Below are 19,099 nucleotides of genomic sequence, written 5' to 3' on the forward strand. Positions count from 1 at the left end.
GTCACCAGTCCCGGTCCGGCTGAAGCTGGTCTTCCAGGCGGCCCCGACAGACGCTGCAGACGTAGGCCTCATCGTCCTTTACCTGCCGATACTCGCCCTGGTCAAGAAAGGCATCAAGCACCCGTCCGCAGAGCTCGCACGCAACCTCATGACCGGCGCAATCCGTGCAAATTCGCTCTCCGGGTTCGAACTCGCTGAATGTCGCACTGTTGACGCCGAGTCCCGATGCCCGCAGGAGGGCAATCATGCGGCTGTCGAGCTCGATCTCTCCGACGTCGAGGGTCGCGATGCCGCAGTACTTGCAGGCCGCGACGTCGTGCTGATGGCGCCGCTCCAGAATCTCCTGGGCGATGTCCGCGAGGCTTTCTTGTGGGGGAGCGGTCTCGGCGTCAGACGGCGCTGCGGCGGCGTCGTGAGGCAGGAGACTCGTCTTCTGCCTGAGGTAGTCACGAGCGTCTTCGGCGTCCTCCGCCGGCACGCTCACGGTGAGCGCGCCGGATGTGTCGTTACTCGGACCGAAGATCCCCGGCGCGTTGCCGCCCTGAACCCAGACGCGATAGCCGGCCACCTCTAACGTAGTCCGGACCAGGTCAGCGTCGCTCGGGGACGGTGTCTCGTAGATGCCCGTCCATTGAGGGTCCTTACCGGCCGTCATGACTTACTACATTCTCATTTCTCGTGACGGCTAGAATGCCCGCACTTGGCTGAGGTCGCCATCGACCGGCGTTACGAGGGAATCCCCGGAGTGTCCCACGGTGGTTACCTGGCGGGATTGGTCGCAAAAGAAGTCGGGCCGTCGGTCGCCGTCACGCTGACGAAGGCTGTCCCTCCGGGATCGATCGTCACCCTCGAACACAGCGAATCGCATGTGCTGATGCGGCTCGACGGCGAGCTGGCGGCAACGGCGGCTCCATCTCAACTCGAGACGACCGCTCCCAAGGCGGTCGCGCCAGAAGAAGCTGAACGGGCATCCGAACGCTACCCAGGGTTCAGCCGCCACTTCTTCCCGAACTGCTTTACGTGCGGTACGGGTCGAGCATCCGGCGACGGCCTGCATATCTTCCCCGGGCCTGTGGAGGGCCGGCCAGTCGTCGCGACGCTCTGGCGTCCCCCATCCTCGGTGTGGCGAACCGATCGGACCGTTGCATCTGAGTTCTTGTGGGCGGCCCTGGACTGCCCGGCGATCTGGGGCCACATCGTGCACGGTGGTGCCCAAGCTGACGACCGCGCTGTGAGCGGTCGCCTGGAGCTCCATCAGCACGCGCCGGTTCAGGGCGACGCCCCGGGCATCGTGGTCGGCTGGCCGATCGAGCGCCAGGGCCGCAAGGTCATCGCGGGCGCAGCGATCTTCTCCGAATCCGGCCAGCTGCTGGTGGAGGCGCGGCAAACGATGATCCTGACCCCGAACGGGGTTCCGCTGCACCTGACGGCCTGGGCGCGCGCCTAATGACCTGGCTGCATTTCCCGCGGAGGCGCTGGACTCGGTTGGCTTTGTTCACAGCCGGCGGAGTTCTCCTGGCGATCCTGGCCGTGGTCGCGTTCATCGCCCTCGCCCGAGGCATCGCCCCAGTGAGCGAGGCCAGTTCGCTGCCCTGCTCGCCGCAGCCATGCCTCGACGTGCAGGACTACACGATGTGGATCTCGAACGTCAGGGACGCGGACGGTGTCGTCCGGATGGACGTAACCTTCCGCAATTCGAGCGCCGCGACCCACGCGTCGCCCGAGGATCTCCAACTGGTCGACGCCAACAAGCAGACATCGACGGCGATTCAGGACGTGGCGGGCTGCAGCCACTGGTCTCGCACCGAGTTCAGCAACGGGGCGAAGCTGGGGCCACTTACCATCTGCTTTCGGCCGCGGTCCACATCCTCGCCGCTGACCCTGCGCTGGACGCCCGATCTGGGACTGATCTGCTGCGAGGCCAGCCTCAAGATCAGATGACGGGCACCGGGACGTGCCCGGTTACCAGGGTGCCGGTGCCAACGGCCGACTCGATCTCGAGCCGGCCGCCCAACGCCTCGACCCGATCGATCATGTTCTGCAGGCCGGCACCCGGCTTCATCCGCAGGGCGTCGTAACCGCGACCGTCGTCCTTGACGGCAAAGACGAGCTCGCCATTCTCCTGGCTGAGCTGAATCTGCACCAGACTGGCACCTGAATACTTGGCGGCGTTCTGCAACGCTTCCAGGCAACAGAAGTAAATCGCCGCCTCGAGGTCCGGACGGTAGCGGCCGGCCCCATTGGTACTGAGCTGGACGGGGATCGACGCCCGACGCCCTTGCGCTTCTAGGGCGGTTGCGAGACCCTTCTCGGCCAGCAATGGAGGGTAGATTCCGCGTGCCAGCTCTCGCAGCGTGTTCAATGACTCATCCGCATCGGCAACAAGCTCGTCGAGAAGCGCTTCCATGCGTTCGGGCTGCTTCTTCCACGTATGCCGCGCCAGACCGAGCTTCACCTTGAGCGCGACCAGGTTCTGCTGGGCTCCATCGTGGATGTTGCGCTCGAGTCGCCGCCGCTCGGCGTCCTGCGCCGAGACGAGGCGCTCGCGCGATGCGCGGAGCTCTTCGAGTCGCCGCCGCAGGTCGGCCGTCAGTCCCACGTTCTTCAGGACCAACCCCGCCTGACGCGCCAGGTCCGCCAGCAGCTTCTCCTCGATCGGCGACATCGACTCCCCCTTCCGCTTCCGCACGGCCAGCGCGCCGAGCAGCTCGCCCTGGTGGCTCACTGGGGCGACGGCATCGGCGCCGGCGATCTGCGGCGACCCCCCGGGCGGGAGTGGAACCGGCTCGGGACGCTCAAATGGTTCCGGGTACGCCGCGGCACAATGCAGAGTTGAAGCGCCGCGCAGCCAGACCTCGGCTCGGGTGGCGCCCGTCCCTTGGGCCAGCACCCGTGCCATCTGGCCAAGCGTTTCATCGCTGGCGACCGTGTCGGCGATCCGCTCCGAAAACCGCGACAGGACCTCATAGGGCGTGGCGCGCTCGCCGTAGACGAGGCGGTTGGCGAAGCGCTGTGCGCGGGCGCGGATGGGCTGGAAGACGACTGCCACCAGGGCGGTGGCGGCGATCGAAAGGATGAAGTTCGCCTGGCCACCCCGGCCGACCAGGCTGCCCACGCCGACCACCACCGCGACATAGATCAGGGTGATCGCGAGCGCCAGCGCGCCGTAGGCAAGCGTTCGATTGATCACCACGTCGATGTCGTATAGCCGGTACCGAAGAATGGCGATCGCCATCGCGATCGGCAGCAAGACGATCGTCAGGGTGCCCAGGCCGAACACGCTGGACGCTACGGCGCTGGTAAAGAATTCGTGCGGAAGCAATGCGACTGTGGCCGCCGGGAGGATCAGCACGCACACCAGGATCACGGCGGCGGCGAACGCGACCCACTTGATCTGCTGCCGGCGATCGCGGTCGGCGCGACGATACTTGACCACGAGTCCGACGATGGCGACCAGGACGGCCGGCAACGCGAGCGTCGAGGCGACCGGAGGTCCGGAGCTCGGGCTGCCGGGTGCCGTATAGATGGTCTGAAGCAGTCCACTGATGGCGATCAGTACACCGGCGGCAATGGCAACGGGACGCCACCGCGGCGACGGCAGGTGACCATCGGGAAAGAACAGCACGATGTTGGTGAAGGCCAGCAGGAAGAGCGCCTCGCCCAAGCCACCGGCGAGCCAGCCAGTCTCGGTCGCGCCAGGGAGCGGACCGATCCGGGAGGCGGTCCAGCTGTACTCGGTCATGAGGGATTGGATCGCCGCCTCGATGCCGCCGCCCCAGAAGATCCATCCAACCGGGTTGCGCGGCTGGCGGGATGCGACCAGCGCGCCGACCAAGACGAAGGCCACCCCGAAGATGGGGATCTCGATTCGAAGAGCTAGGCTGTCTGGGCCGGCCGCGGTCGTGCCGATCGAGCCTGCGTTCAGCGCCAGGAGGACGAAGTCGCCCACGATGGCCACGACCGTCAGGTACGCAGCCGGCCAGATCAGGCGCTGGGCCCGAACGGAGGCTGTCACGGCCCGATTGTCGCCGCAGGCCCGCAAGCTGGCAAGGGTGGAAACACGACCCCGTCTATTCGCGGTGGCATCAGCCGCCGCCGGCTAGGTCCTAGGAGACGGCCTCGGTTTCTCGGACGCCGACGCGCGTGCTCTGGCCCCCGTCCTCGGTGTAGTCACGGAGGACTTTCGACCGGCTCGGATGCCGCAGCTTGCGCAGGGCGGTCGCCTCGATCTGCCGGATCCGCTCCCGGGTCAGGCCCATGCGGCGACCAACTTCCTCGAGGGTACGCGGCTCATCGTCAACCAGGCCGAAGCGCAGCTGAACCACCCGGCGCTCGCGCGGGCGAAGCGTTGCCAGGATGTCCTCGACCTCGTTGCGGAACATGGCCTCGCTGGCTGCCTCGAGCGGCGCGATGGCCATCTTGTCTTCGACGAAGTCACCCAGGTGCGAATCCTCCTCCTCACCGATCGGCGACTCCAGGGACACCGGCTGCTGCGAGATCTTCTTAAGCTCCTGGACCTTGTCGACCGTGATGCCCATGCCGTAGGCGAGCTCTTCCTCAGTCGGCTCGCGGCCGAGCTGCTCGAGCAGCGCCCGGGAGACGCGCGCCAGCTGGTTGAGGGTGTCGACCATGTGGACCGGAATGCGGATCGTGCGTGCCTGATCCGCGATGGCGCGAGTGATCGCCTGGCGAATCCACCAGGTCGCGTAGGTCGAGAACTTGAAGCCACGCTTGTAGTCGAACTTCTCAACAGCGCGCATCAGCCCGAGGTTGCCTTCCTGGATCAGGTCGAGGAAGCCCAGCCCGCGGTTGAGGTATTTCTTGGCAACCGACACCACCAAACGGAGGTTCGCCTCGGTCAGGTGATGGCGCGCCTCCTCGGAGCCGGCCTCCATCTCCTTGGCCAGCTCGACTTCCTGCTTGGCGGTGAGCAGGTTGACGCGGCCGATCTCCTTGAGGTACATCCGAACCGGGTCGTCGAGGGCCACCGAGCTGACCACCTCGACCTCAGTAAGGGCTTCCTCCTCGTCGGTGTCCTGTTCGGCCTCCCCGTCGGCGGTCACCGAGATCCCCATCTCCTGGAAGACCGCGGCTACGCGAACGAAGCCGTCGGCATTGCCCTCGATCGAGGGAAACGCCTTCATCACGTCGTCGGGGGAGAGGTAGCCTTGCTCCTTCCCCTTGAGGATCAGCGCTTCCGCGCTCAGTACCAGCGGATCGACTTGGACCCGCGCCTTAACCTTTGTCACCCGGGTTTTGTACCCATATGGTGCGCTATTCAAGCTACGTTCGTCTAGTGGTTCTTTGATTCATACACTAGCGCTATAACCTTTCCAATAGTTGACATTGGCCAATTCGCCATCTATGGGCTTTTTGCCCAAAAAGAGGCAAGTCAGGCGGCTTCCTCGGCAGCCTTACCCGGGGCCGTCTCCCACCGCGAGAGCCATGGAAGCACCTGCTCGGCGAGCATCGGCCGGCTGATGAAGTAGCCCTGCGCCAGGTCGCAGCCCAGCAAGCGCAGCAGGTCCCACGTCCGGGCGTCTTCCACACCCTCGGCGACACTCTCGAGTTGCAGGCTGTGACCGAGCTCGACCGAGGCTCGCACGATGTTGGACCGGCTCGCCTGCCCGCCCATCGCCGCCACGAAGGACTTGTCGATCTTGATCTCGTGGATCGGAAGCCGGTGAAGGTAGGCGAGCGAGGAATAGCCGGTGCCGAAGTCATCGACCGCAAGGCGAACGCCCAGCATCCGCAGCTCGGTCAGCGTGTTGATGGCCCGCTCGGGCTCGGTCATGATCAGGCTCTCCGTGATCTCGAGCATCAGCGAGGACGGCGGCGCTTGCGATGCCTTGAGCAGCGTGGCGATCGTTTCTGGAAATTCGGGATCGACGAGGTCGCGCATCGAAATGTTCACCGACACGGGGATCAGGCGTCCATCACGCTCCCAGCTGACGGATTGTCTCAGGGCCGAGATGAGCACCCACCTGGTCAGCGGCTTGATCAAGCGCGTCTTCTCGGCGAAGGGCACGAACTCCATCGGTGGCACCAGCCCGCGTTGAGGATGTCGCCAGCGGACCAGGGCCTCGACACCCGCGAGGCTGCGATCGCGAAGTCTGACCAGAGGTTGGAAGTCCAGGAAAAGCTGGTCTTCGTGCTGCAGCGCCTCTCGCAGATCGGCCATCAGGGTCAGGCGGCTGGCGCCCTGTCGTTCATGTTCGGGCGCGAATCGCACGAAGGCGCCTCGCGGCTGCTTGGCAACGTACAGCGCGATGTCCGCGCGGCGAAGCAGTGTGTTCGGGTCATCACCGTCATCCGGAAAGATCGCGATGCCGATACTGATGGCGACGTCGAGGTGCTGGCCCTCCACCTCGAACGGCCGCTCCAGTGCTTCGAGTAGACATTGCGCCTTGACAGTTGCCGCCGTCGCATCGGTGTTCGTCATCAGCACCGCGAACTCGTCACCGCTGAGCCTGGCGACCATGTCCTCGGCTCGAATCTCGGCCCGCAGGCGCGGCCCAACCTGTTCGAGCAGGCGGTCACCGGCCTGCATACCAAACGTTTCGTTGACTTCCTTGAAGTGATCCAGGTCGATGATCAGCACCCCGACCTGCTCGCGCGCCGCCCGAGCCGAAACCAGCGCCTGCCCCAACCGATCGGCCATCAGGAGCCGGTTCGGTAACCCCGTCAGCGCGTCGTGAAGCGCCTGGTACTCGAGGGCCTTCTGGTCGCGGCGCCGCTCCGTTATGTCCGTCACCATCGCCAGTGATCCAGCGTAGTGCCCGGCGGCGTCATGGTTTGGGCTGATGCTGAGCAAGGTCCAGCAATCGGTGCCGTCTTTTCGCGTGTACCGCACTTCGCGTTGCTGCGATTCACCCCGGAGGCGGCCAGGTTGGTTGGAGATGAAGGACGCTTGCGAGTCGGCACCAAGGAACTCAAATAGCGGTCGGCCGGCCATCTCTTCAACGGTGTAACCCAGCATCTCGGCCATCCGGGGATTGACAAAGGTCGTCACGTTCTGCGCGTCGATCAACCATATGCCCTCATACGCGGTTTCGACGATCCGCCGGTAACGCTCCTCGCTGGCACGAAGTGCCTCCGCGGCCCGCCTGGTGGTGGTGATATCTCGATGAATCGCAGCGCACGCGACGATTGTGCCGTCCACATCGGTCAGCGGTGCGAAGCTGATCGAGACTTCCACCAGACTCCCGTCCTTTCGTTTTCGGATCGTCTCGAGCTGTTCGATGGGCTCACCACGTCGCACGCGATCCATCAGTGCGGCCGATTCGCTGGATTTGCCATCCGGCACGATCGTCCCGATGCTTTGACCGATGATTTCCTCGGCGGAGTAGCCGTACAGGCGCTGGGCGCCGAGGTTCCAATTCACAATCAACCCCTTGACGTCGACCGCGAGGATCGGATCGATGGAGGTAGCGACCATCGCCGCCATGCGGCGAAGGTCTCGCTCGGCCCGCCGCCGCTCGGTGACGTCGGTCACCATCGCCAGCGATCCCCTGTAGCTCCCGGCCGCGTCCAGGTCCGGACTCGATTCCAACAGCACCCAGAGCTCCGAGCCGTCCTTCCGTCGAAATCGAAACTCGTGCTCCGCCTGGTGGGCCTCCTGCCGCCAGTCGCGATTGGCCGCGAAGGCGGCCTGTGCATCGGCGTCCATGAAATCGATGACCGGCTTCCCCAGCATCTCCTCAGGGGCGTAGCCCAGCATGTCCGCCATGCGCCGATTGACAAAGGTCGTCCGGTTCTCGCCGTCGATGACCCAGACGCCTTCAAATGCGGTCTCGACGATCTTCCGGTACCGCTCCTCGCTGGCGCGGAGCGCTTCCTCAGCGGCGTGGCGTTCGGTGATGTCCCGCACGTAGGCGCTGAATAGGTGGCTGCCGCCGGACCGGGTCGCCGAGATGGAGAGCTCGATTGGGAACTCGTGACCGTCGCGATGCAGAGCCGCCAGCTCGAGTCGCTTATTGAGAACCGGACCCTCGCCGGTCGCGAGAAAGTGGCGCAGACCAAATTGGTGCGCGCCGCGATAGCGAAGCGGGATGATGGTCTCGCTCACCATCCGGCCCACCGCTTCGGATCGTGACCACCCGAAGATGGTTTCGGCCATCGGGTTCCAGTCGGTGATCACGCCGTCGGCACCCATCGTGACGACCGCATCTAGCGCGGAATCGAAGATGCTGCCAAGCCGCCGGAGGTACTCGCCCTGGGCCGCACGGGCGGCCTTTCGTTCGACCGCGGCACGGACCTCACGCTCCACGGCCGGGCGCAGCCGGGACAGATTGTCTTTGAAGATATAGTCGTGCGCGCCACCCCGCATCGCGGCGACGGCCGCATTCTCACCGGCGGACCCAGATACAACGATAAACGGGATGTCGAGGTCGGCCTGCTTGAGCAGGTCAAGCGCGCGCGGGGCACTGAATGAGGGCAGGTGGTAGTCGGCGATGATGAGGTCTAATCCCGTCCCCAGCTTGGCCGCGAATCCAGCCTCCGTATCGACCCGCTCCCAGGCGATGGTCAGCCCGGCGCGCCGCAGGTGCTCGGCAACCAGCAGGGCGTCATCGGGCCGGTCCTCCACGATCAGGACGCGCAGCGGTTCGGACATCGCGCTCAGGAGGCCATTGCTGCTAGCCGCGGGCCCCCGTAAAGCTTAGGCACAGACATATGTAACGTAACGTGTAGAAGTGAGAAGGTGCGAGTCCTAAATCGGCAGACGCAGAACGTTGCCCCATCGTGACAAAAATCCGCCCGTTTCTAGGTAAGCCTAGGCCCCTTTACCTAGGTAATTGAGCACGGATCTAGACTTGGCTCATGCGACCCATTTCCGACAGTGCCGGCGAGGAGCTTCTCTGGATCCAACCCGCGGCTCGCCGCCGCGAGCACGAGTTGCGCGCGGGCGATGACGTGGTCGCGACCCTGCGCTTTCAGCGCGGAAGCCTTGCCGATGCCGAGGCCGAAGGCCATCACTGGACATTCAAACGGCAGGGCTTCTGGCAGCCGCGCGTCACGGTGCGCGTTTCAGGATCTGATGCCGATGTCGCCGTCTTCCGACCCCACTGGGCCGGCGGGGGAACGCTCGACTTCGCAGACGGCGGCAGCGTGCGCTTGAGCTCGGCCAACTTCTGGCAGTCCCAATGGGTCTGGCAGGAGAAGGATCAGCCGCTAATGCTCTTCAAGGGGCGGCATGGCATCGTAAAGGCCAAGGGCGCTGTCGAAATCGAGCCTGGTGCCACTGGCCGTCCGGATACTCCGCTTCTGGTCCTGCTCGGCTGGTACTTGATTCTGCTCCACGCGGAAGATACCAATGCCGCGGCCGGGAGCAGCGCGGCGGCGGTGGCCGCAACCAGCGCCTAAACGAAAAGCCCCGAGCGCATCCTTACCCCCCGCGAGCTCAATCGGGCCTTGCTCGCCCGCCAGTTCTTGCTCGAGCGCTCTTCCTTGCCATTGGTACCCACGCTCGAACGGGTTGGCGGGCTGCAGACCCAGTACGCACCATCAGGATATGTCGGCCTCTGGTCGCGCATGCGCGACTTCCGGCGCGATGCGCTCACGACCGCGCTGGAGCAGCGTCGCGTGATCCAGGGGACGCTCCTTCGCAGCACGATTCACATGGTTTCGGCGAGAGACTACTGGCTGTTCCTTGCCGCAGTCAGACAGCCGCGCCAGGAGTGGTGGCGCCGGGTCACACAAAAGGCGCTCGGAGACGTCGACATCGCTGCCGCTGCTACCGTGATCCGCGAACCGCTGGCGGCGGGGCCACAGCGCGCCAGCGACTTGAAGGAGCTGCTGGTGACGCGCGGTTTCCCACGAGCCACATGGACCGGCGTCGGGATATGGGTCGATATGGTTCGCGTTCCGCCGTCCGGCACATGGGACCAGCGCCGGGCGGATCTCTATGGGCTCGCTGACCAGTGGGTTCAACCAGCTACGCCGACCGAGGCGGCTGGACTCGAGCACGTCGTTCGTCGCTATCTTGGCGCGTTCGGCCCGGCGTCCGTGCGTGAGATCGCCGACTGGGCGGGCATCCCTCACACGAGATTGCTGCCAGTGATCGACAGACTCTCGCTCATACACTTCCGCGATGAGAACGGGAAAGAACTCCTCGATCTTCAGCGAGCGCCGTTACCCAATCCGCAGACACCGGCGCCGGTGCGCTTCCTACCGACCTGGGATGCGACGCTGCTGGTCCACGCCCGGCGCACCCAGATCCTGCCCGAGCGTTACCGGCCGCTCGTCTTCAACACCAAGACCCCACATTCGGTGCCCGCCTTCCTGGTCGATGGTGCCGTCGCGGGGACCTGGCGCTACGAGGGCGGTCGCGTCGAGGTCAAGCCGTTCGAGCCGCTTCCCAAAGCCGCCCGCCGAGACGTCGACGATGAGGCGAAGCGGCTCGAGGCCTTCCACAAATAAGAAACAGCGCCCCACCGCGATGGGGCGCCGTTCTTGTCGAAGGTCGGAGCTTTAGCGGCCCTGTCCGGGCTGCGTCGGCCACGTCGTCGGTTTGTGCTCGGGCTGAGCGGCTGGCTTCTGCCACGGCTGGCCGGGCTGGCCACCCTGCTTCTGCGGGAATCCCTGACCTGGTTGCGGTTGCCCGCCCTGCTCGCCCATCTTCTTCTCGCGTTTGCTCATACGATTTTCCTCCTGCCGAATGAGTTCGCCGCCGATCGAGGGCCCTCAGGCTTTCCCTCCGTCTGAGAGGGTCGGGTGGGGGTCTCCGAGTGCATCGACTATATGGCCGTATGGGGCATTTCGATCCCCCGTCAGCGAGATTTCACCTGTTGCCGCAACTCCGCCACGGCTTGGCGCTGAGATGCAAAGGTCTCGGCCACGAACCATTTCCGGATCGGTAACGACTGTGTGAATCGCCGCAGGGAAGGGGGGGTCTATGACCCCTGGATCCAGCGGATGTACCGATCGGCCGACTTCTGGATGGCGGCCTTGGCGTCGCGATCGACGACCCGGTCCCACCAGCCACCGTAGATCCGGTCGAAGCGATAGGGCTCAACGGCCGCGACGATGCGCCGAACATGAACGGCCGAGAGTGGGATCTCGTTCGGGTAGCTGCGCATGAAGCTGACGAACCGGCGGTCGGCGACCACGGTGATCGTGTCACCGGTCAGCAGGGCACCGAGGCCGGCGGCTCCGCCCGCCCAATGGAGGACGGCGCTCCCTTCGAAGTGGCCACCGGACTGGATGAGTGTCAGCCCGGGGAGTGGCTCGATGGCGCCCTCCCAATTCTTGACGGCCGGGTCGGGTCGCATCACCCACTGGCGGTCCGCGGTCGGGATATAGATCGGCGAGGCGCCGAAGGCGCGACTCCACTCCACGCAGACGCCATAGAAATGCGGGTGCGACATCCCGATGCCGTGGAGACCGCCCCGTGCGCGGACGGCCGCGATGCCCTCGTCATCGATGAATCCCAAGCAGTCCCAGAGGAAGTTGCCGGCCGGCGTCTGGACCAGCAGCGCGCGCTGGCCGATGCCGACGGGCGGGTCGGCGCCGATCCCGGTGAGACCCGGTTCTAGGTCGCGCACCTCGATGCGGTGGCCCTCGCCGCGGAGTCCAGTCAGGGTAACCCAGCGCTGCCCACCGGGTGGAACGTATTGCCGCTCGTCGTCGCAGATCGCGCAGTGTGTCGGCGGATTCTCGCTTTCCGCCTGCTGCACGCCGCATGTGCGGCAGATGTACGCCTCCACCGGCCTAACAGTACAATCGCCAGACCATGGAGATGGTTCGTGCGGTCGAGGAGGCCGAGCAGCGCCTCGAGGGCATCGCGTCGACGACGCCGCTGCAGCCGTCGATCCGGCTCTCCGAACAGTACGGCGCCACCATCCTGATCAAACGCGAGGACATGCAGGCGGTCCGCTCCTTCAAGATCCGCGGCGCCTACAACAAGATCGCATCGCTCTCGGCCGAGGATCGCAAGCGCCCCATCGTCTGCGCCAGCGCCGGCAACCATGCCCAGGGCGTGGCCTTCGCCTGCGCCCACCTCGGCATTGGCGCCACGATCTTCATGCCAAGGATCACCCCGACGCAGAAGATCGAGCGGGTCGAGCACTTCGGCGGTGAGTTCGTCGAGATCCGCTTGGTGGGCGACTCCTACGACGAGTCGAGTGCGGCCGCGCAGGAGTACTGCGACCAGAAGCGAGGGATCTTCGTCCACCCCTTCGACGACCTGCAGACGATCGCCGGCCAGGGCACAGTTGGCAAGGAGATCTTCGATGCCACTGGCGGTGATCTCGGGGTCGTTATCGTCCCGATCGGCGGCGGCGGCCTGGCGTCGGGCGTCGCATCCTATATAAGGGAAAAGAATCCGGCCGTGACCGTGATCGGCGCTGAGCCGGCCGGGTCACCGTCCATGTACGAGTCCCTGAAGCAAGGACGGATCGTCGCGCTCGACGAGATCAACACCTTCGTCGACGGGGCCGCGGTCCGCAAGGTCGGCCAGCGCACCTTCGATCTCTGCCGGCGGTTTGTCGACCGGATTGTCATCGTCCCGGAAGGCAAGGTCTGCACCACGATGATCGAGCTCTACCAGAACGAGGGCATCATCACCGAGCCGGCTGGAGCGCTCGCCCTTTCGGCGCTCGACGACGTCACCGAGGAGATTCGCGGCAAGACAGTTGTCTGCGTCCTGAGCGGCGGCAACAACGACGTCCTAAGGTACCCCGAAATCCTGGAGCGCAGCCTCGTCTACCAGGGTCGCAAGCACTACTTCATCATCGAGTTCGCCCAGAAGCCCGGTCAGTTGCGCCAGTTCGTCGACGACGCGCTTGGTCCCACAGACGACATCGTCCGCTTCGAGTACATCAAGAAGACGAACAAGGAACGTGGGGCAGCCCTGGTCGGCATCGAGCTGAAGGACAGGGCCGACCTGGAGCCTTTGCTGAAGCGGATGGAACAGATCCAGCTGAACTTCCGCCCGCTTGGCAGCGAAGAGCTCCTCTACCAATATCTCGTCTAACTCACGCCAGTCCCAGTTGAGAAGGGGGCCTGGTAGCAAGGGTGTACGGCAACTTCTAACGCCCAAACCCAGGCTAGAGTGAGTTCCTTACGTCATGCGGTTTCCCGCAAGGGAGCCGAAGCATGCCTACCTAACGCGTACCGCCCCGATTTGAATGCACGAGGAGGTCTGCAAAACCCCCACCGCGGGTTCGAATCCCGCACTCGCCTCCAGTTTTCAAATACGAATCAGCCGTCGTTAACGTCGCATTCCGCGCCTTCGGACAGCAACAGTGACGGCAACCCCGCTGGGGCATCCGGGAGGAGGAGTCCGCTCAGCCAGTCGGCTTCGAGCTCGACGGTTGCATCGCGATGCCGGAAGCCCAGAGCGTCCAGGGCCGGAGCCGGAGGATGGAGTAGAGAGCCTGCGAGCGCTCATTGGAAGGTTGCTTCCTGGCGGCCCGGGCTGTGCGCGCGGTTATGAGTAATCACGCGGGCAGAGCGGTCGGAAGATAGTGACCGCCGATCTGCTTGCGCGCCTAGTATGCCGGTTGCGCATGAGTATGGCTTGTCATCACTGCGACTAGCAGACCGATGACGACGCAGCCGAGACCTGCTGCCAGGACTAGCGCTGACACACGAACAGCTCTGTTTTCACCCCGGCGTGCAAGGATCACCATGAGAGTCCATGACATTAGGACGGGTATGAACACGGCGAGACTCATTGACCCTGCCCACCACACGGGCGGCTCGGCGGCTGCGTAGCCAGGGCCCCCTCCCGTAAGCGCAGTGATCGTCAGCCACTGGGGACCATCTCCAGCGTCAAGCTGCAAGAGAAAGGCGCCGAGAAGTAGAACGTCAGATATTGACATGATCGCGAGAGCAAGCCAACCGCGTTTGAGTAGACTGCGAGCGCTTAGAGAATGCACCAAGAAATGGATACCGCAAATAAAGAGGTAAGGGATTCCGAATATCAGCAGGCCCCAGCCCCCAGTCACCACTTTGAGCAGCAGCGACAACACGATAGTGGCGGTGGCCAGCCCGAGCACGAGTGAGCGATCGGGTTGCTTCTGCGCCGGTCCTGGGGACCCAACGACTTGCTCGGTCATGTCCGTTTGCTCCTGTCGTAAGAACGTTGCGCGGTCAGCCTACGTAACGCTGCGATGGCAACGCGAACCCCCAAGCCTCCTCCAAGCCTTAGGGCTGCCGTCGCTCCGATGTGCGAGCGGGCTTTTGACGGCAACGTTGACGGCAACGCCGCCGAACTCCGGCGAACGTCCGCGAACTCTAATGAACGCTAGAGCTCGCCACCGAATACGCAATGAACTTCAGCGAACTCTGGTGAACTGCAGGCTGCGGGCTTCAAAACCTCCACCGCGGGTTCGAATCCCGCACTCGCCTCCAAATTTCGTATTCGGATTGCCACCTCATTGCTGACCGCGTCTAACAATTGACTGGCATTCTGACTGGGAGGCCCCGCAATAGTGGTGCCTCTGTGTGTTTTTTCTGACTCGGCCGGGGACCCGGACTCTTGCGGCCCGCGGGACCCTGCCTCTACAAATGCAACGAACGAGGGCTTGGGAAATCGACAATAACGTCGGAGCGGCTGGGCGGTGACGGCCAGCGACGCTAACGCGTCGCGGTCCGGGTGATGGGGCACGTCGCCCTCCCGGTCCTCGGAGCCGTGTTCATCGTTTCGGCTGCTGTCATCTGGTTCGCCGGCATCCAGCTTTCAAGGACCACCGACGAGATTGACTCGCGCTTCGGGCTCGGGGAAGCGCTGGGCGGGCTGATCCTGTTGGCCTTCGCCACCAACCTGCCCGAGATCGCGATCGTGAGCGCGGCGGCGGTCCAGCACAACTTCGACATCGCCACCGGCAACATCCTTGGCGGCATCGCCATCCAGACCCTCGTCCTGGTGGCGCTCGACGGGTTCGGCGTCCCCCGCCGCCCGCTGACCAATGCCACCGCTTCCCTGGTGCAGGTGCTGGAGGGAACGCTGGTGATTGCCGTGCTGGCGGTGGCGATCGGGGCGATTCTGCTCCCCAAAGGAGTGGTCGTGGGCCGCATTGACCCCAGCGCGCTACTGATCGTGCTGCTCTGGGCCGGCGGCCTCTACGTCGTCTGGCGCGCCAGCAAGAGCCTTCCCTGGAAGGTCACTGGCGGTGCCGGGCCGGACGCCGGCCCCCGGCGTCGGGCGAAAGCGGGCAAGCCGCGACCAACCGGGGTGACCCTCGGCATCTTTGCCATCGCGGGGCTGGCGACACTTGTCGCCGGAGTCCTCATCGAGGAAAGCGGCAGCGCCATCGCCACACAGATCCACCTCAGCGGCGCGGTCTTCGGCGGGACAGCGCTGGCGGCCGCGACGGCACTCCCCGAGCTATCCACCGGCCTGGCCGCCGTACGCATCGAGGATTTCGAGCTCGCGGTCAGCGACATCTTTGGAGGGAACGCCTTCCTGCCGGTGCTCTTCTTCCCGGCCACCTTGCTCGCTGGCCAGTCGGTGCTCGGCAACGCGGCCAAGACAGACGCCTTCCTGGCCGTTCTGGGAATCCTGCTGACGGCGGTCTACGTCGCCGGGCTGGTGATCCGCCCCAGGCGACAGTACCTGCGGCTCGGCCCGGACTCACTGCTGGTCCTGATTCTTTACGGCGCGGGCATCGCCGGCATGGTGCTGGTCAGCCAGTCAGCTCACTGAAGAAAAACGCGGCGGAATAGCCCTCCCTGCCGCCGTCCAGAGCGCTTGATAACTCTCCAATCGGGGTATACACGCGTTGACTCAGTGGCCCACCTTGTGGCCCCCTCTCACACAGAGAACCGCGACGGCAAGAAGAACGAGCCGGAAGACGGCCAGTGAGCGCAACCGCAATTTGGTCGCCTAGGCTTGATCAGCTGGCCGCCGTTGGACCTGCATGGAGGGAACCGTGAGCGGTCGGAGCTGGACGGGACGATGGGGTGTCGCGCATCGAAATCGGCAGCAGCGCGGGCTGTCGGCGCAGGGGCCGATCCTGAATCGCCTGGCAGGCCGAGAGTACCGGATCAACGAGAGCCGTGACGGTGAGTGGACGGTGAAGTGGCTTGACGCGGACGGCGACGTGGTGGCGTGGTTTGGTGGCGACGTCAGGTTAGTGTTTGTGGCCCTCGATCATTTCGCCAGCAGGACCGACAGCGAGTTTGGGATCGTCGTGGATCGGGTGTGGCAGAGGGAGCCGGAGCTCTCCGCCGAAATGCGATCGTTGAGCAAACGGGCCGCGGCGGCGCCGCAAACCGATTTGAAAAAGCGAGTCAAGCAGCCGCGACGAAAATAAGCTAGCCGCTAGTCCCACGCGGCGCGCAAGACGCCGGCCAGTGCATTGGGATTCGTCTGAGCGTGATAGACTGAGGCCCGCGACCGTAGGTTGCTGAAACTAGCCTCGTGAGCAAGGACTGCCCTTAGTCAGGGCGCGGCTCGGCGAGGTTCATCTCGTAGACGGCAGGCGGAACCCAGCCGTCATCGACCAGAGGAGATGAGTTTCATGTTCGCACGCATTGTTGCAATGACGAGCGACCCGAACCAGCGGGACAAGACGACCGAGATGGTCGGCTCCGTCGCCTAATCACCCGGGGTCCCTGGATGTATCCGTTTGAACGCTTCACGGAGCGAGCGAAGAAGGTCCTGACGTTGGCCCAGGAAGAGGCCGAGCGCTCGCACCATTCCTACATCGGCACCGAGCACCTGCTTCTGGGACTGCTGCGGGAAGGCGAGGGGCTGGCCGCCAAGGTCCTGAACAACCTGGGCGTCGAGATCAACAAGGTCCGCGCCACCATCGAGTCGGTGCTGGGCCGCAACGAACGCAGCATCGTCCAGCAGATCGTCCCGACTTCGCGGGTGAAGAAGGTGATCGAGATCTCCTTCGAGGAAGCCCGCCGGATGGGCAACAACTACATCGGCACCGAGCACCTGCTGCTCGGACTGCTGATGGAAGGTGAGGGGATCGCCGCCCATGTCCTCGAGGACCTGGGCGCCAACCTGGAAAAGACCCGCGGCGAGATTGATCGCCTGCTCAATGAGAGCGGCCCGAACGAGGAAGCAACCACCGCCAAGAAGCCCTCGAAAACACCGCTGCTCGACCAATTCTGCCGTGACCTGACGGACCTGGCCGCCAAGAACACCCTGGATCCGGTCATTGGCCGCGAGACCGAGATCGAGCGGGTGGTCCAGATCCTGTCGCGGCGCACCAAGAACAACCCCGCCCTCATCGGGGAGCCCGGCGTTGGCAAGACCGCCATTGCGGAGGGCCTGGCGCAGCAGATCGTCCTGGGCAATATCCCCGAGTCGCTTCGCGGCAAGCGCGTGCTCACCCTCGACATGGGCGCTTTGGTCGCGGGCACCAAGTACCGCGGCGAGTTCGAGGAGCGCCTCAAGAGGATGCTCGACGAGATCCGTTCGAGCGGTGAGGTCGTGCTGTTCATCGACGAGCTGCACACCCTGGTCGGCGCCGGTGCCGCCGAAGGTGCGATCGACGCCGCCAACATCCTCAAGCCGGCGCTGGCCCGCGGCGAGATCCAATGCATCGGCGCGACCACGCTCAATGAGTACCGCAAGTACATCGAAAAGGACGCGGCGCTGGAGCGCCGCTTCCAGCCAGTCTTCGTCGATGAGCCATCGCTGATCGAGACCATCTCGATCCTGCACGGCTTGAAGAGCCTTTACGAGAAGCACCACCGGGTCACGGTCACCGACAAGGCGATCAAGGCCGCGGCCGAGCTCTCGGTGCGCTACGTCTCCGACCGGTCGTTGCCGGACAAGGCGATCGACCTGATGGACGAGGCTTCAGCGCGCGTGCGCATGAAGCTGACCACCACCCCGCCCGAGATGAAGACCATGCAGAAAGAGATCCGCGACCTTCAGATCAAGAAGGAAGACGCGATCGTCAACCAGGACTACGAGACGGCGGCTTCCTTCCGCGACAAGGAGAAGAAGCTCAAGGACAAGTACGTCAAGGAAGAGTTGGAGTGGCGCGACAAGCTCGGCGCGACGGTTCCCGAGGTCAACGAGGAGCACATCGCCGAGATCGTCAGCGCCTGGACCGGCGTGCCCGTTTCCCGGCTGGTCGAGGAGGAGTCCGCCCGCCTGCTCCGTATGGAAGACGAAATCCACGCCAGGCTGATCGGCCAGGACGACGCCGTCAAGCTGATCTCCCAGGCAGTGCGTCGCGCGCGGGCCGGCCTCAAGGACGCACGGCGTCCGATCGGTTCGTTCATTTTCCTTGGACCGACCGGGGTTGGGAAGACCGAGCTCGCCCGGCAGCTGGCCCGGTTCCTCTTCGACAACGAGGATGCCATCGTCCGCCTCGATATGTCGGAGTTCATGGAACGGCACACGACCGCGCGGCTGGTCGGCTCGCCGCCCGGCTACGTCGGCTACGACGAGGGCGGTCAGCTGACCGAGGCGATCCGTCGCCGGCCCTACTCGGTGGTCCTGTTCGATGAGATCGAAAAGGCGCATCCGGAAGTCTTCAACATGCTGCTCCAGATCCTGGAGGACGGCCGGCTTGCCGACGCCAAAGGCAAGCAGGTCAACTTCGCGAACACGATCGTGATCATGACTTCGAACATCGGTGTCTCGAACCTGCAGCAGGCGACGACCTCGATGGGCTTCCAGCCGGCGATGCCGAGCACCAGCCAGGAAGAGAAAGAGCACGGCAAGATGCGCGAGAAGATCATGGACGAGCTGAAGAAGACCTTCCGGCCCGAATTCTTGAACCGGGTGGATGCGGTGGTCGTCTTCAAGGCACTCTCGCCCGCCGAGATGCGGCAGATCGTCGATCTGCTGGTCATCAAGGTGGCGCAGCGCCTCGAGGAGCACGAGATGAAGCTCGAGGTCACGAGCGAGGCCAAGGATTTCCTGGCCAAGGAAGGCTACGACAAGCTCTACGGCGCCCGCCCGCTGCGCCGCGTGATCCAGCGCCTGATCGAAGACCCACTGTCCGAGACGCTGCTCACCACCAAGTTCGGCGCCGGCGACTCGGTCCTCGTGGAGATCGCTGAAGGCCAGATCAAGCTGACGCCGATCATCACGCCGCGCGAGCCGAAGGCCGAGAAGCCGGAAAAGCCCGAGAAGCCGCCGAAGGAACCTGTTGGCGGCAAGGGCACTGGTGAAAGCTAA

14 protein-coding genes are annotated in these 19,099 nt (G+C 64.6%); 8 read left to right on the forward strand and 6 right to left on the reverse strand.

What is annotated here, in order from left to right; genetic code table 11:
• Nucleotide 1 precedes the first annotated feature (1 nt).
• Nucleotides 2-655, reverse strand: a complete 654-nt coding sequence (locus VHK65_01055; GenBank protein HVS04741.1) for a hypothetical protein — start codon at nt 653-655, stop codon at nt 2-4.
• A gap of 45 nt (nt 656-700) precedes the next feature.
• On the opposite strand from VHK65_01055, the gene VHK65_01060 reads away from it, so the two are divergent.
• Nucleotides 701-1,447, forward strand: coding sequence for a hypothetical protein (locus VHK65_01060; protein ID HVS04742.1), 747 nt, complete (start codon nt 701-703; stop codon nt 1,445-1,447).
• Between the two features lie 44 nt (nt 1,448-1,491).
• Nucleotides 1,492-1,941: a hypothetical protein gene (locus tag VHK65_01065; GenBank protein ID HVS04743.1), complete on the forward strand. Its 450-nt coding sequence runs from the start codon at nt 1,492-1,494 to the stop codon at nt 1,939-1,941.
• On the opposite strand, the gene VHK65_01070 is transcribed toward VHK65_01065, so the two are convergent.
• The 3 genes from VHK65_01070 to VHK65_01080 form a co-directional block, all read right to left on the reverse strand.
• Nucleotides 1,934-4,015 (reverse strand): sensor histidine kinase, encoded by a 2,082-nt coding sequence (locus VHK65_01070; GenBank protein HVS04744.1) that lies wholly within the window; start codon nt 4,013-4,015, stop codon nt 1,934-1,936. The genes VHK65_01065 and VHK65_01070 overlap by 8 nt on opposite strands.
• A gap of 91 nt (nt 4,016-4,106) precedes the next feature.
• Nucleotides 4,107-5,249 carry an RNA polymerase sigma factor RpoD gene (gene rpoD / locus VHK65_01075; protein ID HVS04745.1) on the reverse strand — a complete coding sequence of 381 codons (1,143 nt, stop codon included), beginning with the start codon at nt 5,247-5,249 and terminating at the stop codon, nt 4,107-4,109.
• Between the two features lie 143 nt (nt 5,250-5,392).
• Nucleotides 5,393-8,614, reverse strand: a complete 3,222-nt coding sequence (locus VHK65_01080) for a PAS domain S-box protein (protein HVS04746.1) — start codon at nt 8,612-8,614, stop codon at nt 5,393-5,395.
• Nucleotides 8,615-8,820: 206 nt separating this feature from the next.
• Here VHK65_01080 and VHK65_01085 point away from each other — a divergent pair, with 206 nt between their 5' ends.
• Both VHK65_01085 and VHK65_01090 read left to right on the forward strand, forming a co-directional pair.
• On the forward strand, nt 8,821-9,363 hold the full coding sequence (locus VHK65_01085; protein HVS04747.1) for a hypothetical protein: 543 nt from the start codon (nt 8,821-8,823) through the stop codon (nt 9,361-9,363).
• 48 nt (nt 9,364-9,411) lie between these two features.
• Nucleotides 9,412-10,419, forward strand: a complete 1,008-nt coding sequence (locus VHK65_01090; protein ID HVS04748.1) for a winged helix DNA-binding domain-containing protein — start codon at nt 9,412-9,414, stop codon at nt 10,417-10,419.
• Between the two features lie 51 nt (nt 10,420-10,470).
• On the opposite strand, the gene VHK65_01095 is transcribed toward VHK65_01090, so the two are convergent.
• Entirely contained in the window at nt 10,471-10,638 is a 168-nt protein-coding gene (locus VHK65_01095) for a hypothetical protein (GenBank protein HVS04749.1), read from the reverse strand.
• A gap of 254 nt (nt 10,639-10,892) precedes the next feature.
• On the reverse strand, nt 10,893-11,705 hold the full coding sequence (locus VHK65_01100; GenBank protein HVS04750.1) for a hydrolase: 813 nt from the start codon (nt 11,703-11,705) through the stop codon (nt 10,893-10,895).
• Between the two features lie 26 nt (nt 11,706-11,731).
• Between VHK65_01100 and ilvA the strand changes: the two genes are divergently transcribed.
• The 4 genes from ilvA (at nt 11,732) to VHK65_01120 (ending at nt 19,099) form a co-directional block, all read left to right on the forward strand.
• Nucleotides 11,732-12,973 (forward strand): threonine ammonia-lyase IlvA, encoded by a 1,242-nt coding sequence (gene ilvA / locus VHK65_01105; GenBank protein HVS04751.1) that lies wholly within the window; start codon nt 11,732-11,734, stop codon nt 12,971-12,973.
• A gap of 1,629 nt (nt 12,974-14,602) precedes the next feature.
• Nucleotides 14,603-15,649 (forward strand): sodium:calcium antiporter, encoded by a 1,047-nt coding sequence (locus VHK65_01110; protein ID HVS04752.1) that lies wholly within the window; start codon nt 14,603-14,605, stop codon nt 15,647-15,649.
• Nucleotides 15,650-15,875: 226 nt separating this feature from the next.
• Nucleotides 15,876-16,259: a hypothetical protein gene (locus tag VHK65_01115; protein HVS04753.1), complete on the forward strand. Its 384-nt coding sequence runs from the start codon at nt 15,876-15,878 to the stop codon at nt 16,257-16,259.
• Nucleotides 16,260-16,564: 305 nt separating this feature from the next.
• The gene (locus VHK65_01120; protein ID HVS04754.1) at nt 16,565-19,099 is read left to right on the forward strand and encodes an ATP-dependent Clp protease ATP-binding subunit; all 2,535 of its coding nucleotides are present in this window, start codon (nt 16,565-16,567) and stop codon (nt 19,097-19,099) included.

This window comes from Candidatus Dormiibacterota bacterium (assembly GCA_035544955.1).
Lineage (GTDB): Bacteria > Chloroflexota > Dormibacteria > CF-121 > CF-121 > CF-13.